Raw genomic sequence first — 19,223 nt, 5'->3', positions numbered from 1 at the left:
TCACTCAGCTTTCCAGCCAGACGTCACGCGCCCAGTGCCACACCGAGTCCCAGGTTTCATCGGTGAGTGCTTCTTCGTCGCCGTCCCACAGCAACACTTCGCCTTCGACATCGACGACGTAGTAGTTGCGGCCGTCCTGGCACAGCGGCACCAAGTCACGGGGTACGCCGAGGTCCCAGGCCACCGAGGCGACTTCCGGCAGGTAGGTGTGCGAGTGGGGGTCGCTGGCGGTCACCGGCTCCAGACGGCCATAGACCACGTCGCTGACCTTGAGCAGGAACTCGCGCAGCTCGAAGGGCAGGTGGATCAGCAACTGCTCCTGGATTTCCACCAGGGTTTCCTCTTCCGGTAGCTCCAGCGGCACAGGTACGGGTTCGTTGACTTCACGCAGTTGTTCGATGACTTCTTCCATAACCGGAACCTCACGAGGGGATGGCGCGCTTTATACCGTAGCTGCTGGCACTTGGCACTGGCCAGCCGACTGTCAGTTTGAGAGCATGCGCGTTTTTTCGCGAAAGTAGGCCAATAGGTCTACGACGGGTATTCCAGGTTCGTCTATGCCATTGATTTCTCCGGAGCAACAAGCCAGTGAATGGCGCCAGTTACTGGCTCGGTTTCCCAAGGAGCTGATCGGTCAGCTCGCGGCGTTGGCTGCCGAGCATCAAGTCGAGTTGGCCACGCACTTCTATACGCAGATGCTGGCGGATTCCGCCGCCTCGCACTACTTGTCTCACGAGCAGGTCAAGACGCGCCTCAGCGGCTCGCTGCAGCGTTGGCTGGTGATGCTGTTCAGTGCCTCGCTCAATGACGAGCTGGCACCACTGATTGCCCTGCAGCGTCAGGTCGGCGATATCCATGCGCGCATCGATGTGCCGGTACATCTGGTGTTGCGTGGGGCTCGCTGTCTGAAAGAGCGGTTGTTCGAGCTGATCATCGAGCAAGGCTGGTCGTCGGATACCACCGCTCAGGCGCTGGTGCTGGTGACGTTCCTGCTGGACCAGGCCATGGAAATCATGAGCCGGGCCTATGCCAACTCCCATGACCGCAATGCGCGTACCGAGGAGGCTTACCGGCTCTTCTCGGTGGTGCAGGACATCGGTGTGGAAAAGGAGCGCCAGCGCGCGGCACTGCTGGACTGGGAGAACCAACTGATGTTCGACCTGGCCATGGCGGTGGAGCCGGCGCGTCTGCCGCGCCTGTCAGCGTCGGAGTTCGGCCTGTGGTTCCGTCACAAAGGCGCCTATGCCTTCAAGGGCGCGCCCGAGAGCGAGCAGGTGCTGCGCAGCATGGAACACATCGACGAGGTGCTGCTGCCCCTGTTCGTCGTGCCGGTCGACCCTGCGCAACGTCAGCGCGAACTGCGGGAGTTGCGCGAACAGACCAAGAGCCTGGTGTTCCACCTCGACACCCTGTTCGTGCAGATCAACGAGCTGGAAAGCGGTCGTGATGTGCTGACGCGCATGCTCAACCGCAAGTTCCTGCCCGTGGTGCTGGGCAAGGAAATTGCCTATGCCCGCGAGCACAAGCGCTCATTCGCGGTGCTTGCCGTGGATATCGATCACTTCAAGCACATCAACGACACCTTCGGCCATGAGTCCGGTGATCTGGTGTTGCAGCAGGTTGCCACGCTGTTGAGCAATCAGAGCCGGGGCGGTGACTACGTGTTCCGCCTGGGTGGCGAGGAATTCCTCGTGCTGCTGGTGGATATCAACCAGTCAGCCGCACTGATCGCGGCAGAGAAACTGCGGCAGGTGGTCGAGCAGGAAGTCTTCCGTCTGCCCCACGACAAGAGCTATCGGCTGACGGTCAGTATCGGCGTGACCTTGCACGATGGGCATCCGGACTACCAGCAAATGCTGCGTCGGGCCGATCAGGCGCTGTACGACGCCAAGCATGGCGGGCGTAACCAGGTCGTGCTGCTTCAGGCCCAACCGGCGGCAGCCAAGGACTGAAACGAAAAACCCCGGGCTAGCCCGGGGTTTTCGTATGCGCTGAGTGGTGCCAGGTCGATCAGCCGTTCTGGCGGATACCGGCGACCAGCCATGGCTGGTTGTCGCCATTGGCCCGCTCCATGCGCCAGCTCTCGCTGAAGGGCTCGCCCTGGTCGAAGCGCGAGGTCTTGGCCACGCCACGGAAGGTTAGGGTGGCGACAGTCTTGTCGGCCAGTTCGTCGATGCCATCGAGCTGGGCGTCGAGGTCGTCGATGTAGGTGGACTGGAAGCCATCACCCAGGCTGGCCCGTTCTTCCTTGAGGAAGCTGAGCATCTGCGGCGTGACGAACTCGGCGATCTTGTCCATCTCGGCGGCGTCCCAGTGCTGCTGCAGCGATTGGAAGTGCTCGCGACCGGCGGCGATGAAGCGCTGCTCGTCGAACCAGGCCGGGGCGTTGATGACCGGGGCCGGTGCGCTGGCAGTGCTGCTGCCGAAGATTGGGGCCTGCTGTGGCATCTCGCGGAACATGCCACCGGCCGCCGCTGCGCTTGGTTGGCCTTGAGCCCGGCGACGGGCGGCAAGCAGACGGAAGATGACGAAGGCGATCAGGCCGAAAATCAGGATGTCGAAGAACTGCAGGCCTTCGAAGCCATCACCCATGAACATCGAGGCGAGCAGACCACCGGCGGCGATACCGGCCAGCGGGCCGAGCCAGCGCGATGCACCGCTGGCGGCAGGCGCGGCGCGTCCGGCGGCACCCGGTGCAGCCTGAGCGGCGTTGGGTTTGGGCGCATCGGCCTGGCGGGTCTGGTGGGTCGGCGAGGAGCCGAAGGTCTTGCCGCCGCCCATGCGCTTGGCACTGGCGTCGAGGCTGAAGGTCAGGCCGATGCAGAGGGCCAGAGCCATGCTGAGAAAGCGTTGCATATCAGGAATCCCGGATTGTGGTTATACGCGCGCCATGCTGCCGAGTCCGGCAGGCAAAGGCCAGCTACAGAGTGTTTCGGGATTTATGGCAACTGTATCTGTTCGCCGTTCGTGGGATGCGGTACATCAGCGGATGATGACAACCGAGGTACGCCATGTACGTTCCCAAGACTTTCGCCCAAGACGATCCCGCTACGTTACACGGGTTTATCGAGCAAACGCCGCTGGCCATGCTGGTGACCCAGGGCGAGCAGGGCCTGCTGGCCAGTCACCTGCCGCTGCTGCTGGTACGCGACGAAGGGGAGTACGGCACCTTGTACGGGCACTTCGCTCGCGCCAACCCGCAGTGGCGTGTCTTGCAGGGCGGTGATGAGGCGTTGGTGGTGTTCCAGGGTGCCAACGCCTATGTCAGTCCGAGTTTCTATCCGGCCAAGGCCGAGCATGGCAAGGTGGTGCCGACCTGGAATTATCAGGCGGTGCATGCCTATGGCCGGGCCGAGGTGTTCGACGAGGGCGAACGGCTGCTGGCGTTGGTCAGTGCGCTGAGTGACCACCATGAGCAGGGTCGTGAGCGGCCGTGGGCGGTCAGCGATGCGCCGCGCGAATACCTCGACAGCATGCTGCGCGCCATTGTCGGCTTCGCCCTGCCGATCAGTCGACTCGAAGGACAGTTCAAGCTCAGCCAGAACAAGGATGCCGCCAACTTCCACGGTGTGCAGCAGGGCTTGCAACGATCTGAGCGGCCGGGTGATCAGCACCTGGCCCAGGTGATGGCGAGTCTCACGTCCTAGCTTCGTGCGCAGCAAGGACTAATAGGGTGCGCCGTGCATGCCCTCCGGAACGGCAGTCACAGCGTACCCTGTGGAGTCGCAGCGAGTCGCCTTACAGCGCTTCCAGCTTGGCGTAGCTGAGCATCAGCCACTTGCTGCCTTCGTTCTCGAAGTTGACCTGCACCCGGGCCTGGGCGGCACTGCCTTCGAAATTGAGGATCACCCCGTCGCCGAACAGCGCATGGCGTACGTGCTGGCCGAGGCGGAAGCCGGTGTCCGGTACTTCGGCGTTGGCGAACATGCTGCTGGTCGAGCTGCTGGCACCCGCGCCGCTGTAGGGGCGGCTGACGCTGTTGGACAGGCGCACTTCCTGGATCAGCGTCGGCGGCACTTCGCGGACGAAGCGCGAGACCTTGTTGTAGGTCTCGCTGCCGTACAGGCGGCGGGTCTCCGCGTAGCTCAGCACCAGGTGCTGCATGGCACGGGTGATGCCGACATAGGCCAGGCGGCGTTCTTCTTCGAGACGGCCGGGTTCCTCCAGGCTCATCTTGTGTGGGAACAGACCTTCTTCCATGCCGACCAGGAACACCATGGGGAATTCCAGGCCCTTGGCACTGTGCAGGGTCATCAGTTGAATGCTGTCTTCGTTCTCGCTGGCCTGGGTGTCGCCGGCCTCCAGTGAGGCGTGGGTAAGGAAGGCTTGCAGCGGGCTGAGTTCCTCATCCTCGTTGTTCTCGAAGGCGCGCGCGGCGCTGACCAGTTCCTCGAGGTTTTCCACCCGAGCCTGGCCTTTCTCGCCCTTTTCCGCCTCGTGGAAGGCGATCAGGCCGCTCTGCTCGATGACAGTCTGGGTCATCAGGTGCAACGGCATGTTGAGCACCTTGGCGGCGAGGTTCTCGATCAGCTCGCTGAACGTCGCCAGGGCACTGGAGGCACGCGCCGGCAAGGCCTTGTTGGCCAGCATCAGGCGGATCGCTTCCCACATGTGCACGTCGTGGGCGCGGGCGTATTCACGGATGGTCTCGACGGTCTTTTCACCAATGCCACGTGCCGGCACGTTGATCACGCGCTCCAGCGCGGCGTCGTTGCCACGGCCGTCGAGCAGGCGCAGGTAGGCCATGGCGTTCTTGATCTCGGCGCGCTCGAAGAAACGCTGGCCGCCATAGATGCGGTACGGGATCTTCTCGCGCAGCAGCGCTTCCTCCAGCACTCGCGATTGGGCGTTGGAGCGGTAGAGGATGGCGATCTCGCTGCGCTTGAGGCCCTCTTTGCGCAGGGCGTCCTCGATGCTCTCGACCACGTAGCGCGCTTCGTCGTGTTCGTTGAAGGCGGCATACAGGCTGAGCGGCTCGCCGTCGCCGACATCGGTGCGCAGTTCCTTGCCCAGGCGCCCCTGGTTGTGGGCGATCAGCGCGTTGGCGGCGTTGAGGATGTTGGCGGTGGAGCGGTAGTTCTGCTCCAGGCGGATGATCTCGGCGCCGGCGAAGTCGCTGGTGAACTGCTGGATGTTCTCGATCTTGGCGCCGCGCCAGCCGTAGATCGACTGGTCGTCATCGCCCACCACCATCAGGCTCTCACCGCCCTGGGCGAGAAACTTGAGCCAGGCGTACTGCACGGCGTTGGTGTCCTGGAATTCGTCCACCAAGATGTGGCGGAAGCGCCGCTGGTAATGCTGCAGGATGCCGCCGGGGTTGTTGCGCCACAGGTCGAGGGCGCGCAGCAGCAGCTCGGCGAAGTCGATCACCCCGGTGCGCGCACAGGCGGCCTCGTAGGCTTCGTAGATGCCGCGCATGGTGGCGAGGAACAGGTCGCCGCTGGCCTGGATGCTCTGCGGGCGGATGCCCTCGTCCTTCTGCCCGTTGATGAACCACTGCGCCTGCTTGGCCGGCCAGCGCTGCTCGTCCAGGCCCAGCTCGCGGATCACCCGCTTGACCAGGCGTTGCTGGTCGTCGGAGTCGAGGATCTGGAAGTTCTCGGCCAGCCCGGCCTCCTGCCAGTGCGCGCGCAGCAGGCGGTGAGCCAGGCCGTGGAAGGTGCCGACCCACATGCCAGCGGGGTTGTGCCCGAGCATGTCTTCGATGCGGTGGCGCATCTCGGCGGCGGCCTTGTTGGTGAAGGTTACCGACAGAATGCTGTGCGGCGAGACGTCCAGGCGCTGGATCAGGAAGGCGATGCGGTGCACCAGCACGCGGGTCTTGCCGGAGCCGGCGCCGGCCAGCACCAGTTGATGCCCAGGCGGCGTGGTTACCGCATGGTGCTGGGCTGGATTGAGGGTGGTGAGCTGTTGGTCGAGGTCATTTTGCATCGCGGCATTCTACGGGCCGGGACGGGGGTGGGCAAACCGCCGCTCGGCATATGGTTGCAGTGGTTGCACGGGGTTGGAAAAAGGTGACCCGCAGGTCGTATAACGGTCAACTTCTCCTACTTTGGAACTAGATGACAACGGTCGGCATAATACTTGGGCGAGCCGTCTAGCTCGGGTATGCTGCGCAAAAGTCGGGCACACCATTACAAGAACATCGCCTATGACCACCCCCGTACAGAATTCGTCGGCCAGCTTGCCGCAAAACGAATCGCGCGCCATTCGCCAACAGTTCGCCACCCAGATGGCGGCCGAGCAGACGCGCCTGCTTTACCAGGGCTCCCAAGTCCCTACTTTTCTCATGTTGCTCAATGCATTGGCCTGCGCCGGTCTGCTGTGGGGCGGCAAGCAGAGCGCATTGCTCGCCGGTTGGCTGGTATGGGTCGTGCTGCTCGCGGTGCTGCGCCTGATCCAGATGACCGCGTTCAAGGCCGCCCTGCCTTCGCACCAGGCCCGACCGCAATGGCAGCGCATGTTTCTGGTGGGGGCCGCGCTTTCAGGTCTGACCCTGGCTTTCGCCGCAATCTTCCTCGTACCGCCTGACCAGTTCCTGTTGCAGGCGCTGGTCTACGGGCTGATCGGCGCGGCGATTCTGTCCGCCAGCGTGGCCTATGCGGTCAACCTGTCGGCGTTCCTGGCCTTTTCCCTGCCATCCCTGCTGCCGTCGGTGGCGTACCTGTTGCTCAGCGCCGACACCCGCCAGCAGGGCTGGGGCGTGCTGGGATTGATCCTGTTGCTGAGCCTGTGGGTGGTGGCCTGGCAGGTCAATCGCCTGGTTCAGAGCGGCCTGCTGCAGCGCTTTCAGAACCAGGCGCTGATCACTGGATTGGAGCAGGCGCGACAAAGCGCCGAAGGGCTGAATCTGGAGTTGGCGCGTGAGGTCGAACAGCGTCGTCGCGCCGAGCGTGATTTGCGCCAGGCGCACGATGAACTGGAGATTCGCGTGGCCCAGCGCACCCTGGAGCTGGATGATGCCAGCCATGCCCTGGGCAAGAGCGAAGAACGTCTGGCCCTGGCCCTGGAGGCCAGCGAGCTGGGGTTGTGGGACTGGAACCTGCAGACCGATGAGGTACACCACGGCCAGTTGGAGGCCATCTTCGGGGTTAGCCAGAACGAGGTGAAAGGGGTGCTCAGCCACCTCAAGCCGCGCCTGCACCCGGATGACCTGCCGCTGCTGCGGCGTTCGCTGGTCGAGCACCTCAAGGGGCTCACCGACGGCTACACCGTCGAATACCGCGTACGCCATGCCGATGGCCGATGGCCGCTGGGTATGGGTCGAGGACCGTGGCCGGGCTGTCGAGCGGGACGAGCAGGGCCATGTGCTGCGTATGCTGGGTACTCGTCGTGACGTAACCGAGCGTCGGCAGCGCGAAGAACAACAGCGCCTGGCGGCTACGGTCTTCGAGGCGGCCAGCGAGGGCATCGTCATTCTCGATGCCGACTACCTGCTGCTATCGGTCAACGAGGCGTTCAGCCAGGTCACCGGTTATCGCAAGGATGAAGTGCTCGGGCGCAGTGTGATGAGCCTGGCCAGCAGCCGCGAGGCGCGTCGCCAGTACCAGCTTATCCGTCAGGAACTGGATGAGCACGGTAGCTGGCGTGGCGAGCTGATCGACACGCGCAAGAACGGCGAGCTCTACCCGCAGTGGCTGCAACTCAGCGTGGTGCGTGATGCCCGCGGGCGGGTCAGCCATATCGTTGGTTTCTTCGCCGACCTGTCCGCTCGGCGCGAGGCCGAGGAGCGCCTGCGCTACCTGTCGCACTACGACGAGCTGACCGGCCTGGCCAATCGCACGTTGTTCCGCCAGCGCCTGCATGAGGCGGGCGAGAGCGCACGGCAGGAAGGCCGCAGCCTGGCCTTGCTGCACATCGACCTGGACCGTTTCAAGTTGCTCAACGACAGCCTCGGCCATGAGGTCGCCGATCAGTTGCTGCGGCAGATGGCGCGGCGCCTGACTCAGTCCGCGCCCGAGGCCAACACCATCGCACGGCTGTCCGGTGACGAGTTCGCCATCCTTTTCGATGCCTACGGTAGCCTGTCCAGCCTGGCGCGGTTGTCCAGCCGCCTGCTCGGCAAGCTGCGCATGCCGATGGATGTCGGCGGCCACGAACTGGTGGTCAGCGCTTCGATCGGCATCAGCCTGCTACCGGACAACGCCCGGGAAATCCCGGCACTGATCAGCCAGGCCAACATGGCCATGCAACACGCCAAGCACCTGGGCGGCAACACCTTCCAGTTCTATACCGACAACCTGCAGGCCTGCACCCTGGAGCGCCTGCAGCTGGAGAACCAACTGCGCAAAGGCATCGCCGACGGCCAGCTGGAAGTCTTCTATCAACCCAAGCTGTGCCTGGCCGACGACAGCCTGAATGCTGCCGAGGCGCTGGTGCGCTGGCGTCACCCCGAACTTGGCCTGGTGCCGCCGGGCGACTTCATCCCGTTGGCCGAAGAGACCGGCCTGATTGCACCAATCGGCGAATTCGTCCTGCGCCAGGCCTGTCGCCAGGCCCGTGAGTGGCAGGTGCAAGGGCTGTGCGACCTGCGGGTCTCGGTCAACCTGTCAGTGCACCAGTTGCGTCAGGGCAATCTGGTCAGCCTGGTGCGCCAAGTGCTGGACGACACCGGCCTGCCGGCACATATGCTGGAGCTGGAGCTGACCGAAAGCCAGTTGCTCGACAACGTGGAGAACGTCATCGCCACCTTCCAGCAATTGCGCGAACTCGGGGTCAAGCTGGCCATCGACGACTTCGGCACGGGCTATTCATCGCTGAGCTACCTCAAGCGCTTCCCGGTGGATTACGTGAAGATCGATCAGACCTTCATCCGCGACCTGTCAGCCAACGGCGAGGATGCGGCGATTACCCGTGCGATCATCGCCATGGCCCATGGGCTGGACCTGAAGGTGGTCGCCGAAGGGGTGGAAACCCAAGGGCAGATGGATTTTCTCAAGGCCCAGCGCTGCGACGAGATCCAGGGCTTTCTGATCAGCCGCCCGCTGCCCGCCGAGCAGTTTGCCCAGTTGCTTCGCGATCAGGCTGCACCGATCTGAGTTGAGGTCTTTCTGCACGAGCAGCGGGGCGCCCAAGGTCTGTTGACGTTTCGACATGGATGGCCTGATCGAGGTAGTTGCGGACGCTCGACTTTGCGTTTTATGACGCGTCGATTGGTGGGCCAAAGCCCACCCTACGCGGGGTGCAAGACTTGTAGGGTGGGCTTCAGCCCACCAGTCGCAGTGTCTGCAATTGCCTCGAAGAGGCCCGTGCGAAGGGCTGGATTGGAAATACATCCCCATCCGCCTCCATGAGTTAAAGCGAAACGTCAACAGCCCCTAGCCTTGCTCGCGATACGGTCTTGGGTGGACGCTACTGGCCATCTAAATAGCGCATCAGCAGGGCATGGCGCAGGTCGATGTCCTCGGGCAGCGGCAGGTACAGCACGTAGCCGTCGCCGGGCGCCACGCTGGTCGCTTCGCCAGTGGCGGTTTCCAGCGCGCCGAGCACGAAGTTCAGGTTGCCTTGCGGGGTCATCAGCTCCAGGCGGTCGCCCACCATGAAGCGGTTCTTCACCCGCACCTCGGCCATTTCGCCACGGCGGTTGCCGGTCAGTTCGCCAACGAACTGCTGACGCTCGGAAACCGAGTTGCCGCGCTGGTAGTTCTGGTAGGCGTCATGCACGTGGCGGCGCAGGAAGCCCTCGGTGTAGCCACGATTGGCCAGTGATTCGAGGGTGTGCATCAAGCTCGGGTCGAACGCTCTTCCGGCCACCGCATCATCGATGGCCTGGCGATAGACCTGGGCGGTACGCGCCACGTAATAGTGGCTCTTGGTACGCCCCTCGATCTTCAGCGAGTGCACGCCGAGCCGGGTCAACTGCTCGACGTGCTGCACGGCGCGCAGGTCCCTGGAGTTCATGATGTAGGTGCCGTGCTCATCCTCGAACGCCTCCATCAGTTCGCCGGGCCGGCTGTTGTCCTCGAGCAGGAACAGGCGTTCGCTGCTCGGGCCGAGGCCGAGCGTCGGCTCGACCTGCTGTACGCCGCAGGACGATGGCTGCGCTGGTGTGTCACGGACGATGGCGCCCAGTTCGTCCTCGCGGCCCTCGTGGGCCTGATACTGCCAGCGGCAGGCATTGGTGCAGGTGCCCTGGTTGGGGTCGCGGCGGTTGATGTAGCCGGACAGCAGGCAGCGTCCGGAATAGGCCATGCACAGGGCACCGTGGACGAAGACTTCCAGTTCCATATCCGGCACCGCCGCGCGGATCTCACCGATCTCCTCCAGCGACAGCTCGCGCGACAGGATCACCCGGCTCAGGCCCTGGCTGCGCCAGAACGCGACGCTGGCCCAGTTCACCGCGTTGGCCTGCACCGACAAATGGATCGGCATCTGCGGGAAGTGCTGGCGCACCAGCATGATCAGCCCGGGGTCGGACATGATCAGTGCGTCCGGGGCCATTTCGATCACCGGTTGCAGGTCCTTGAGGAAGGTCTTCAGCTTGGCGTTGTGGGGCGCGATATTGACCACCACATAGAAGCGCTTGCCCTGGGCGTGGGCTTCATCGATACCGAGCTTGAGGTTGGCGTGGTCGAACTCGTTGTTGCGCACGCGCAGGCTGTAGCGCGGCTGCCCGGCGTACACCGCATCGGCGCCATAGGCGAAGGCATAGCGCATGGCCTTGAGGGTGCCGGCGGGGCAGAGCAGTTCGGGGCGCAAGGGCTGGTTCATGGTGAATCGCACGCAGGAAAAGACGGGCGGCGATTCTAGGCAGTCGCGGGCGCGGTGTTATTGATCTGGAACAGGCTGCTGGCAGCCTGTCAGTCCTGCCAGTAGCGCCCCTGCAGTTCGAGCAGGCTCTGTGCCTGTTCCGGGCCATCGGTGCCGGCCGGGTAGGGGCGTGGCGCCTGGTAGTACTCCAGCCAGCCTTCGAGGATCGGGTCGACCCAGGCCCAGGCGGCCTCCACTTCGTCACGGCGCATGAACAGGGTCGAGTCGCCTTCGATCACGTCCAGCAGCAGGCGCTCGTAGGCGTCCCAGCGGCGTTTCTGCGGGAATACCTGGGCCAGGTTCAGGTCCAGCTCCATGGGGGTCAGGCGCATACCCTTGCCCGGGCTCTTGCCCATCAGTTGCAGGCTGATGCGTTCTTCCGGCTGCAGGCGGATGACCAGGCGGTTGGCCTGGCTGGCCTCGAACAGGCGATGGGGCACGGGTTTGAACTGGATGACGATTTCCGAGCACTTCCTGGCCATGCGTTTGCCGGTGCGCAGGTAGAACGGCACGCCCGCCCAGCGCCAGTTGTCGATTTCCACCTGCACGGCGGCGAAGGTCTCGGTATTGCTGTCGTTGTCGACGTTTTTCTCGAAGTAGTAGGCCGGTACTTCCTGGCCGCCGATCTTGCCGGCGGTGTACTGGCCGCGCACGGTCTTGTCCTGCACGTCGAGGCCGGAGATGGGCTTGAGTGCCTCGAGGATGCGTACCTTCTCGTTGCGCACGGCTTCGGCATCGAAGCGCACCGGCGCTTCCATGGCCACCAGGCAGAGCAGCTGCAGCAGGTGGTTCTGGATCATGTCGCGCATGGCGCCGGCATGGTCGTAGTAGGCGCCGCGGTTTTCCACACCGAGGGTTTCGTTGACGCTGATCTGCACATGATCGATGTGCCCGGCGCGCCAGATCGGCTCGAACAGGGCGTTGGCGAAGCGCAGTGCCATCAGGTTCTGCACGGTCTCCTTGCCCAGGTAGTGGTCGATGCGGAACACCTGGGTTTCGCTGAACGCCGCGCCGATCGCCGCATTGATTTCCAGGGCTGAGGTCAGCGAGTGGCCGATGGGTTTTTCCAGGACGATGCGCGTGTTGTCGCCGGCCAGGCCGACCATTGCCAGGTTGTCGGCGATGGCCTCGAACAGGTCGGGCGCGGTAGCCAGGTAATAGATTCGCGCGCGCTGGCAGGCGCTGGCGCCGAGGAATTTGTTCAGCCGCCCGAACTCGGCACTTTGCGAAGCGTCCATGGCGAAATAGTCGAGGCGCTCGGCGAAGCTGGCCCAGGTCTCGTTGTCGAAGTCGTTGCGCGCCACCTGGGCGCGGCAACGGCGCTCCGCCAGGGACTGGTAGTCGGCACGTTCGAGCACGTTGCGCGCCACCGCGAGGATGCGCATGTCGGCGGGCAGGCGGCCGTCACGGTGCAGGTGATAGAGGGCGGGCAGCAGTTTGTGCAGGGCGAGATCGCCAGTGCCACCGAAGACCAGCATGTCGCATGGGGTGTTCACTACGAGGTACTCCGAGCGGGTTTGCCTGTGCGGTACAGGCAGTCATGTAGTATAACTACAAGGTCACTACAGCCTGATCATAACAGGCTGCGTGAAAACCTCGCGAATGAGGGTTGCCGTGGCATGGGCAGGATGCAAAGACGTTTTACTCCCGTAGAACGGCTCTGCATCCGCAACATGCCGGGTTATCCGCCCCGTTGGCGATTTGCCTTCCATGCGTCTGACAGCCCGAGTCCTGCCTGTGAATCTTCTGCAGCATATTGCCCAGTCCCGCCATCTGCTCCGTAAGTCCGAACTCAAGGTCGCCGACCATGTCCTGCTGGACCCGTCCGCGGTGATGCACAGCTCCATGGCTGACCTGGCCCATGAAGTGGGCATCAGCGAGCCGACCATCGTGCGCTTCTGTCGCGCCATTGGCTGTACCGGCTTCCAGGACCTCAAGCTGAAACTGGCGCAGAGCCTGGCCGCCGGCGCCAGCTTCGGCCAGTTCGCCATCCACGAGAACGACTCGGTCACCGATTTCAGCCTGAAGATCTTCGACACCACCCTGCACACCCTGATGGAAGTGCGTGAGCGGCTCGATACCCAGGCGCTGCAGCGGGCGATCAACGCCATTGCCCATGCCCAGCGCATCGAGTTCTACGGCTTCGGTGCCTCAGGCGCGGTGGCAGCGGATGCCCAACACAAGTTCTTCCGCCTGCTGCTTACCGCGGCGGCCTATTCCGACCCGCACATGCAGGCGATGAGCGCGGTGACGCTCAAGCCCAATGACGTGGCCATCTGCATTTCCCAGTCGGGGCGTTCCAAGGACCTGCTGATTACCGCCAACCTGGTGCGCGAGTCCGGCGCCACGCTGATCACCCTGTGCCCGAGCCAGACGCCGCTGGCCGACCTGGCCACGGTCAACCTGGCCATCGACGTGCAGGAAGACACCGAGATCTACACCCCGCTGACCTCGCGCATCGCCCACCTGGTGGTGATCGACGTGCTGGCGATGGGCGTGGCCATGGCCCGCGGGCCGAGCCTGGTCAACCACCTGAAGAGCGTGAAGCGCAGTTTGCGCAGCCTGCGCCTGTCACCGAAGTCGGTGCGCGCCAGCGAGGATTGAGGTCTAGCCGCCTCTGGCTTCACCGGATCGTCACGACCTGGCCGTCAAATCGTCATGCAAGGGCTCCACGCTGATGCTTCCCGCATCTGCACTGGAGTCGTGTCATGTCTCGTCACCATGATGATCTGCAAGCCCATCCGGGCAAGAGCCGCCGCCAGCAGGAAGACCTGCGCCGCATGCAGTTCCGCCGCGCCATCGAAGACTATTCCGAGCAACGCCGGTTGAGCCTGCAGATCGCCGATTTTCCCGAGCTTATCGCCGCCAATGCCGCCGTCATGCAACAGGCTGCTGGCCGCCGAAGCGCTCGCCCAGCGCGCTGATCTGTGCTCGCTCGTTACGGATGAAGTCGAGGAACGCCTTGGCCACAGGCGACAGGTGCTTGCCGCGTGCATGCACCGCGCACCAGCTGCGGTACAGCGGCAGTTCATCGACGGGTAGCTCGCGCAGCAGGCCGGTTGCCAGTTCCAGGCGTGCCGCATGGCGCGGTAGCAAGGCCAGGCCGAGGCCAGCGATTACTGCTTCGACCTGGGACTCGGTCGAGCCCACCTCCAGGGTCTGGGCAAAGTGCGCACGCTTCTGGTGGCAATACTCCTCGCAAGCCTTGCGCGTGCCCGAGCCCGCCTCGCGGACCAGCAGCGGGTAGCACGTCAGGTCCTGCAGGCGCAGGTCTGCGTGTGCGCCCAGGGGGTGATCCGCCGGCGCCACGGCGATGATCGGGTTGTTGAGGAAGGGGAAGAAATCCAGCGCCAGCTCACTCGGTACCTGGGACATGATCAGCAGGTCGTCGCGGCTCTGCGACAGGCGTTTGACCGCCTGGGCGTGGTTGACCACCACCAGTTGCAGGTTGACCTCCGGGTGTTGCGCGCGAAAGGCGGCGAACAGGTGCGGCACCAGGTACTTGGCGCTGGACTCCACCGCCAGGTTGAGCTGCCCCTGTAGCGTGCCCTGCAGGTCGGAAAGCTGCATATCCAGGCTTTCCAGGCGCCCGAAGATGTCTTCGCTGGTTTTCAGCAGGGCCTCGGCGGCCTGGGTCAGGTAGAGCTTCTTGGCAACGTAGTCGAACAGCGGCTGGCCGATCAGCTCTTCCAGTTGGCGCACCTGCAAGCTGATTGCCGGCTGGGTGAGTGCCATTTCTTCCGCTGCGCGGCTGTAGGAGCGCGTTTCACAGACCGCCCGGAAAATCTGCAGTTGGCGAAATGTTATTCGCATCAATGACTTGCGCATCGATAAGGGGACCGTATGGCGTATGGATCGAATAACTATAAGGTTTAACTAATAGATATCCCAAAAATTATTGATTTTCGGTAATCGATCGAGCGGCGTAGGGTATTTCGCAGGCCGCTACATCCTTGCGGTCACACGTCGCCCGGCCTTGCCGGGCGCCTGTTCACGTGATCGAGGAAGCTGGCTCGTGATCAAGAAAATCCTGATTGCCAACCGTGGCGAGATTGCTGTTCGTATCGTGCGCGCTTGCGCCGAGATGGGCATCCGCTCGGTGGCTGTCTATTCCGACGCCGACCGCATGGCCTTGCACGTCAAGCGCGCCGATGAAGCTCACAGCATCGGTGACGATCCGCTGGCCGGTTACCTGAACCCGCGCAAGCTGGTGAACCTGGCGGTGGAAACCGGCTGTAATGCCCTGCACCCCGGTTATGGGTTCCTCTCCGAGAACGCCGAGCTGGCCGATATCTGCGCCGAGCGTGGGATCAAGTTCATCGGCCCGAGCGCCGAAGTGATCCGCCGCATGGGCGACAAGACCGAGGCGCGACGCAGCATGATCAAGGCTGGCGTGCCGGTCACGCCGGGCACCGAAGGCAACGTCGCCGACCTGGCTGAAGCGCTGCGCGAAGGTGACCGCATCGGTTACCCGGTGATGCTCAAGGCCACGTCCGGTGGTGGTGGCCGCGGTATCCGCCGCTGCAACAGCCGCGAGGAGCTGGAGCAGAACTTCCCGCGGGTGATTTCCGAGGCGACCAAGGCCTTCGGTTCCGCCGAGGTGTTCCTCGAGAAGTGCATCGTCAACCCGAAGCACATCGAGGCACAGGTGCTGGCCGACTCCTTCGGCAATACCGTGCACCTGTTCGAGCGTGACTGCTCGATCCAGCGCCGCAACCAGAAGCTCATCGAGATCGCTCCCAGCCCGCAGCTGACCCCCGAGCAGCGCGCCTACATCGGCGACCTGTCGGTGCGTGCGGCCAAGGCGGTGGGCTACGAGAACGCCGGTACCGTGGAGTTCCTGCTCGCCGAGGGCGAGGTGTACTTCATGGAGATGAACACCCGGGTGCAGGTGGAACACACCATCACCGAGGAAATCACCGGCATCGACATCGTCCGCGAGCAGATCCGCATCGCCTCCGGGCTGGAGCTGTCGGTCAAGCAGGAAGACATCCAGTACCGCGGCTATGCCCTGCAGTTCCGCATCAACGCCGAGGACCCGAAGAACAACTTCCTGCCCTCGTTCGGCAAGATCACCCGTTACTACGCGCCCGGCGGCCCCGGCGTGCGCACCGACACGGCGATCTACACCGGCTACACCATTCCGCCGTACTACGACTCGATGTGCCTGAAGCTGATCGTCTGGGCACTGACCTGGGAAGAGGCGATGGACCGTGGCCTGCGTGCGCTGGATGACATGCGCCTGCAGGGGGTGAAGACCACCGCGGCCTACTATCAGGAAATCCTGCGCAACCCCGAGTTCCGCAGCGGCCAGTTCAACACCAGCTTCGTCGAAGCCCACCCGGAACTGACCAACTACTCGATCAAACGCAAACCGGACGAACTGGCCCTGGCCATCGCCGCCGCCATCGCCGCCCATGCCGGCCTGTGAGGAATTGAATCATGGCTAAAAAGATCACGGTCACAGACACCATCCTGCGCGACGCTCACCAGTCGGTGATCGCCACGCGCATGCGCACCGAAGACATGCTGCCCATCTGCGACAAGCTGGACAAGGTCGGCTACTGGTCGCTGGAAGTCTGGGGTGGCGCCACCTTCGACGCCTGCGTGCGCTTCCTCAAGGAAGACCCATGGGAGCGTCTGCGCAAGCTCAAGGCCGCGCTGCCCAACACCCGCCTGCAGATGCTCCTGCGCGGGCAGAACCTGCTCGGCTACCGTCACTACAGCGACGACGTGGTGCGCGCCTTCGTGGCCAAGGCCGCGGTCAACGGCATCGATGTGTTCCGCATCTTCGACGCGATGAACGACGTGCGTAACCTGCGCGTGTCCATCGAGGCGGTGAAGGCCGCCGGCAAGCACGCCCAGGGCACCATCAGCTACACCACCAGCCCGGTGCACACGGTCGAGGCATTCGTGAAGCAGGCCAAGGCCATGCAGGCCATGGGCATCGATTCCATCGCGATCAAGGACATGGCCGGCCTGCTCACGCCGTTCGCCACGGCCGATCTGGTCAAGGCATTGAAAGCCGAGATCGACCTGCCCGTGTTCATCCACTCGCACGACACCGCCGGCCTGGGCTCGATGTGTCAGCTCAAGGCCATCGAGGCTGGCGCTGATCACATCGACACCGCCATCTCCAGCTTCGCCTGGGGCACCAGCCATCCGGGCACCGAGTCGATGGTCGCCGCCCTGCGTGGCAGCGAGTACGACACCGGCCTGGACCTGGCGCTGATCCAGGAGATCGGCATGTACTTCCACGCCGTGCGCAAGAAGTACCACCAGTTCGAGAGCGAATTCACCGCCGTGGATACCCGCGTGCAGGTCAACCAGGTGCCGGGTGGGATGATGTCCAACCTGGCCAACCAGTTGAAGGAGCAGGGCGCGCTCAATCGCATCAACGAAGTGTTCGCCGAGATTCCGAAAGTGCGCGAAGACCTCGGCTTCCCGCCGCTGGTGACGCCGACCTCGCAGATCGTCGGCACCCAGGCGGTGTTCAACGTGCTGGCCGGCGAGCGCTACAAGACCATCACCAACGAGGTGAAGCTGTACCTGCAGGGCCGCTATGGTCAGGCGCCGGGCAAGGTCAACGAGCAGCTGCGCAAGCAGGCGATCGGCAGCGAGGAAGTCATCGACGTGCGTCCGGCCGACCTGATTCCGCCGGAGCTGGCCAAGCTGCGCGCCGAAGTGGGCGCCCTGGCCAAGTCCGAGGAAGACGTGCTGACCTACGCCATGTTCCCGGACATCGGTCGCAAGTTCCTCGAGGAGCGTGCTGCCGGTACCCTGACTCCGGAAGCGCTGCTGCCGATTCCGGAAGCGGGTGGTGTGGCGCCGGTTGGCGGTGAAGGTGTGCCGACCGAGTTCGTCATCGACGTGCACGGCGAGAGCTACCGCGTGGATATCACCGGTGTGGGCGTGAAGGGCGACGGCAAGCGGCACTTCTACCTGTCCATCGATGGCATGCCGGAAGAGGTGGTGTTCGAGCCGCTCAACGACTTCGTCGGCGGAGGCGGCAGCAAGCGCAAGCATGCCAGCGCACCGGGCGATGTCAGCACCACCATGCCGGGCAATATCGTCGATGTACTGGTCAAGGAAGGCGACACGGTGAAAGCCGGCCAGGCCGTGCTGATCACTGAAGCGATGAAGATGGAAACCGAAGTGCAGGCGCCGATTGCCGGTACCGTCAAGGCCATTCACGTGGCCAAGGGCGACCGCGTCAATCCGGGCGAGGTGCTGGTGGAAGTCGAAGCCTGATCGCGCTGTCCGTAGATGAACATCGGGGCCCACAAGGGCCCCGATTTCGTTTCAGCGCCGCAGGCGCTGGTTGGAGCGCAGGTCGACCATGTCCTGATGGGTGCAGGTTTGCGGCTCGGGACCGGTCAGGTCGTAGCAGCGCTGACCGAAGCCCATCGGCCAGTAGGCAATGGCCACTGGCGGCCAGAACAGGGACGGCACGCGGAAGCGGCTCCTCAGCTTGCCGGCGTTGACGGTGCCGGCCTGCTTGTCTTCGATGCGATAGGGAATCCCCGCAGCTGCGCCCCACGCGAAGGGACGGCTTTTCACCAGGCCCTGCGAATACTGGGTCGGGCGTTCACCAATGACCAGGGTGCTGTTTTCCGGCAGTTTGAACCAGGAAGAGGTGGAGCAGCCGGTGGTGGTCAGGGCAAGCAGGAGCAATACGGCGGCGCGTAGCGAGGGCATGTCTTCGTCCTTGTAGGCATTGGGATGAGCGAAAAATCGCCGACGACTCGTCGAGCGGGGCGCAAATATAGCTATTTGCCACCAGCGGTGCAGAAGAATTTTCGCGATACCGCGCCAAGGCGCAGCGCAGACATGTGCCTGTGCTGCGACCTGCCCTTGGGTCAAGGACCAAGACTGGAAAGAAGCGGTGCGTGCGGGTGCGTTAGCGCCAGAACGGCTTGCGGACTTCCTGGGAGCGTTGCATCAGGCTGATGCCGGCATCGGCTAGCAGGCGCTCATCCAGCCGGGCCAGTTGATGGCGGCTGACGATGCGGCGTTTCCATAGCAGCAGGGTGGAGAGGAGGCTCGGCGACGAGTGGTCGTGAGTCGATACGGGGGACTGTTCGGCGAACAGATCGGAACCGAGGGTACGGTCCATGGTGGTCTTCCTTCCGCTTGTGGCGGCATCAGAGGGTGTTCTACTGGAAGCCTATTTTCCTGATCGAATGGGCAGATTTACAGGCACAGCTGGACGAAATTCTCGGGCTATTGATCGAGTCACACGACAACTGTTCTGCTTTTATGCCTGCAACTGTATGGGTCATAAGTGAATAGCCATGCGGTTACCTGAAAGGCAGCGATAATCACTGGCTGTATAGGTTTTGGCATGATTTTATCACTGGTACAGTTCTGATCTTTTTGTGAATAAGGCAGGCACTGTTACGCTCGCAAGGCAGCGCAACGGCATATCGGGTTGGCGTACAGTAAGGCGCATTCACCTGCCACCGACGGTGGGA

General features: G+C 63.5%; 13 protein-coding genes and 2 pseudogenes. 7 read left to right on the top strand and 8 right to left on the bottom strand.

Translation table 11 applies throughout. From position 1 onward, the window contains the following. Nucleotides 1–4 precede the first annotated feature (4 nt). On the bottom strand, nt 5–412 hold the full coding sequence (locus ACWPW0_RS22490) for an SMI1/KNR4 family protein (protein ID WP_447595255.1): 408 nt from the start codon (nt 410–412) through the stop codon (nt 5–7). A 145-nt stretch (nt 413–557) separates the two neighbouring features. Here ACWPW0_RS22490 and ACWPW0_RS22485 point away from each other — a divergent pair, with 145 nt between their 5' ends. Further along, nucleotides 558–1,952: a diguanylate cyclase gene (locus ACWPW0_RS22485; protein WP_454256607.1), complete on the top strand. Its 1,395-nt coding sequence runs from the start codon at nt 558–560 to the stop codon at nt 1,950–1,952. 58 nt (nt 1,953–2,010) lie between these two features. Here ACWPW0_RS22485 and ACWPW0_RS22480 read toward each other — a convergent pair whose 3' ends face one another. Further along, complete coding sequence (locus ACWPW0_RS22480; protein WP_447595251.1) at nt 2,011–2,856, bottom strand: Tim44 domain-containing protein; 846 nt, start codon at nt 2,854–2,856, stop codon at nt 2,011–2,013. A gap of 155 nt (nt 2,857–3,011) precedes the next feature. On the opposite strand from ACWPW0_RS22480, the gene ACWPW0_RS22475 reads away from it, so the two are divergent. After that, nucleotides 3,012–3,647 carry an FMN-binding negative transcriptional regulator gene (locus ACWPW0_RS22475; protein WP_454256606.1) on the top strand — a complete coding sequence of 212 codons (636 nt, stop codon included), beginning with the start codon at nt 3,012–3,014 and terminating at the stop codon, nt 3,645–3,647. A gap of 91 nt (nt 3,648–3,738) precedes the next feature. On the opposite strand, the gene uvrD is transcribed toward ACWPW0_RS22475, so the two are convergent. Further along, nucleotides 3,739–5,931 carry a DNA helicase II gene (gene uvrD / locus ACWPW0_RS22470; RefSeq protein ID WP_447595248.1) on the bottom strand — a complete coding sequence of 731 codons (2,193 nt, stop codon included), beginning with the start codon at nt 5,929–5,931 and terminating at the stop codon, nt 3,739–3,741. A gap of 220 nt (nt 5,932–6,151) precedes the next feature. Between uvrD and ACWPW0_RS22465 the strand changes: the two are divergent. Further along, a pseudogene (locus ACWPW0_RS22465) lies at nt 6,152–9,038 on the top strand (putative bifunctional diguanylate cyclase/phosphodiesterase). 269 nt (nt 9,039–9,307) lie between these two features. Here ACWPW0_RS22465 and trhP read toward each other — a convergent pair. Further along, a pseudogene (trhP, locus tag ACWPW0_RS22460) lies at nt 9,308–10,710 on the bottom strand (prephenate-dependent tRNA uridine(34) hydroxylase TrhP). Between the two features lie 89 nt (nt 10,711–10,799). Then, a complete protein-coding gene (gene zwf / locus ACWPW0_RS22455) occupies nt 10,800–12,227 on the bottom strand; it encodes a glucose-6-phosphate dehydrogenase (protein ID WP_447595756.1) in 1,428 nt (475 codons plus the stop codon). Between the two features lie 259 nt (nt 12,228–12,486). On the opposite strand from zwf, the gene hexR reads away from it, so the two are divergent. After that, nucleotides 12,487–13,353, top strand: coding sequence for a transcriptional regulator HexR (gene hexR, locus ACWPW0_RS22450; protein WP_447595242.1), 867 nt, complete (start codon nt 12,487–12,489; stop codon nt 13,351–13,353). Between the two features lie 104 nt (nt 13,354–13,457). Then, nucleotides 13,458–13,673, top strand: coding sequence for a PA3496 family putative envelope integrity protein (locus ACWPW0_RS22445; RefSeq protein ID WP_447595240.1), 216 nt, complete (start codon nt 13,458–13,460; stop codon nt 13,671–13,673). Here the strand turns inward: ACWPW0_RS22445 and ACWPW0_RS22440 are convergent. Beyond that, the gene (locus ACWPW0_RS22440; protein ID WP_454256605.1) at nt 13,627–14,577 is read right to left on the bottom strand and encodes a LysR family transcriptional regulator; all 951 of its coding nucleotides are present in this window, start codon (nt 14,575–14,577) and stop codon (nt 13,627–13,629) included. The two genes, ACWPW0_RS22445 and ACWPW0_RS22440, sit on opposite strands and share 47 nt — an antisense overlap. 187 nt (nt 14,578–14,764) lie before the next feature. Between ACWPW0_RS22440 and ACWPW0_RS22435 the strand changes: the two genes are divergently transcribed. Both ACWPW0_RS22435 and oadA read left to right on the top strand, forming a co-directional pair. Next, nucleotides 14,765–16,180 (top strand): acetyl-CoA carboxylase biotin carboxylase subunit, encoded by a 1,416-nt coding sequence (locus tag ACWPW0_RS22435; RefSeq protein WP_454256604.1) that lies wholly within the window; start codon nt 14,765–14,767, stop codon nt 16,178–16,180. A gap of 11 nt (nt 16,181–16,191) precedes the next feature. Beyond that, nucleotides 16,192–18,000, top strand: coding sequence for a sodium-extruding oxaloacetate decarboxylase subunit alpha (oadA, locus tag ACWPW0_RS22430; protein WP_447595235.1), 1,809 nt, complete (start codon nt 16,192–16,194; stop codon nt 17,998–18,000). 51 nt (nt 18,001–18,051) lie between these two features. Here oadA and ACWPW0_RS22425 read toward each other — a convergent pair whose 3' ends face one another. After that, on the bottom strand, nt 18,052–18,447 hold the full coding sequence (locus ACWPW0_RS22425; RefSeq protein ID WP_447595233.1) for a hypothetical protein: 396 nt from the start codon (nt 18,445–18,447) through the stop codon (nt 18,052–18,054). Nucleotides 18,448–18,649: 202 nt separating this feature from the next. Next, nucleotides 18,650–18,865, bottom strand: coding sequence for a DUF1127 domain-containing protein (locus ACWPW0_RS22420; protein WP_454256603.1), 216 nt, complete (start codon nt 18,863–18,865; stop codon nt 18,650–18,652). Between the last annotated feature and the right edge of the window lie 358 nt (nt 18,866–19,223).

Source organism: Pseudomonas sp. Marseille-Q8238, from assembly GCF_965111915.1.
This window is presented reverse-complemented; position numbering and strand designations above follow the sequence as displayed.

Excerpts from the sequence above, each read along its gene's own strand:
- uvrD (WP_447595248.1), bottom strand. The coding sequence starts at position 5,931 with ATGCAAAATGACCTCGACCAACAGCTCACCACCCTCAATCCAGCCCAG.
- oadA (WP_447595235.1), top strand. The coding sequence starts at position 16,192 with ATGGCTAAAAAGATCACGGTCACAGACACCATCCTGCGCGACGCTCAC.
- ACWPW0_RS22445 (WP_447595240.1), top strand. The coding sequence starts at position 13,458 with ATGTCTCGTCACCATGATGATCTGCAAGCCCATCCGGGCAAGAGCCGC.
- ACWPW0_RS22425 (WP_447595233.1), bottom strand. The coding sequence starts at position 18,447 with ATGCCCTCGCTACGCGCCGCCGTATTGCTCCTGCTTGCCCTGACCACC.
- ACWPW0_RS22485 (WP_454256607.1), top strand. The coding sequence starts at position 558 with ATGCCATTGATTTCTCCGGAGCAACAAGCCAGTGAATGGCGCCAGTTA.
- ACWPW0_RS22440 (WP_454256605.1), bottom strand. The coding sequence starts at position 14,577 with ATGCGCAAGTCATTGATGCGAATAACATTTCGCCAACTGCAGATTTTC.
- zwf (WP_447595756.1), bottom strand. The coding sequence starts at position 12,227 with ATGCTGGTCTTCGGTGGCACTGGCGATCTCGCCCTGCACAAACTGCTG.
- ACWPW0_RS22480 (WP_447595251.1), bottom strand. The coding sequence starts at position 2,856 with ATGCAACGCTTTCTCAGCATGGCTCTGGCCCTCTGCATCGGCCTGACC.
- ACWPW0_RS22475 (WP_454256606.1), top strand. The coding sequence starts at position 3,012 with ATGTACGTTCCCAAGACTTTCGCCCAAGACGATCCCGCTACGTTACAC.
- ACWPW0_RS22490 (WP_447595255.1), bottom strand. The coding sequence starts at position 412 with ATGGAAGAAGTCATCGAACAACTGCGTGAAGTCAACGAACCCGTACCT.
- ACWPW0_RS22420 (WP_454256603.1), bottom strand. The coding sequence starts at position 18,865 with ATGGACCGTACCCTCGGTTCCGATCTGTTCGCCGAACAGTCCCCCGTA.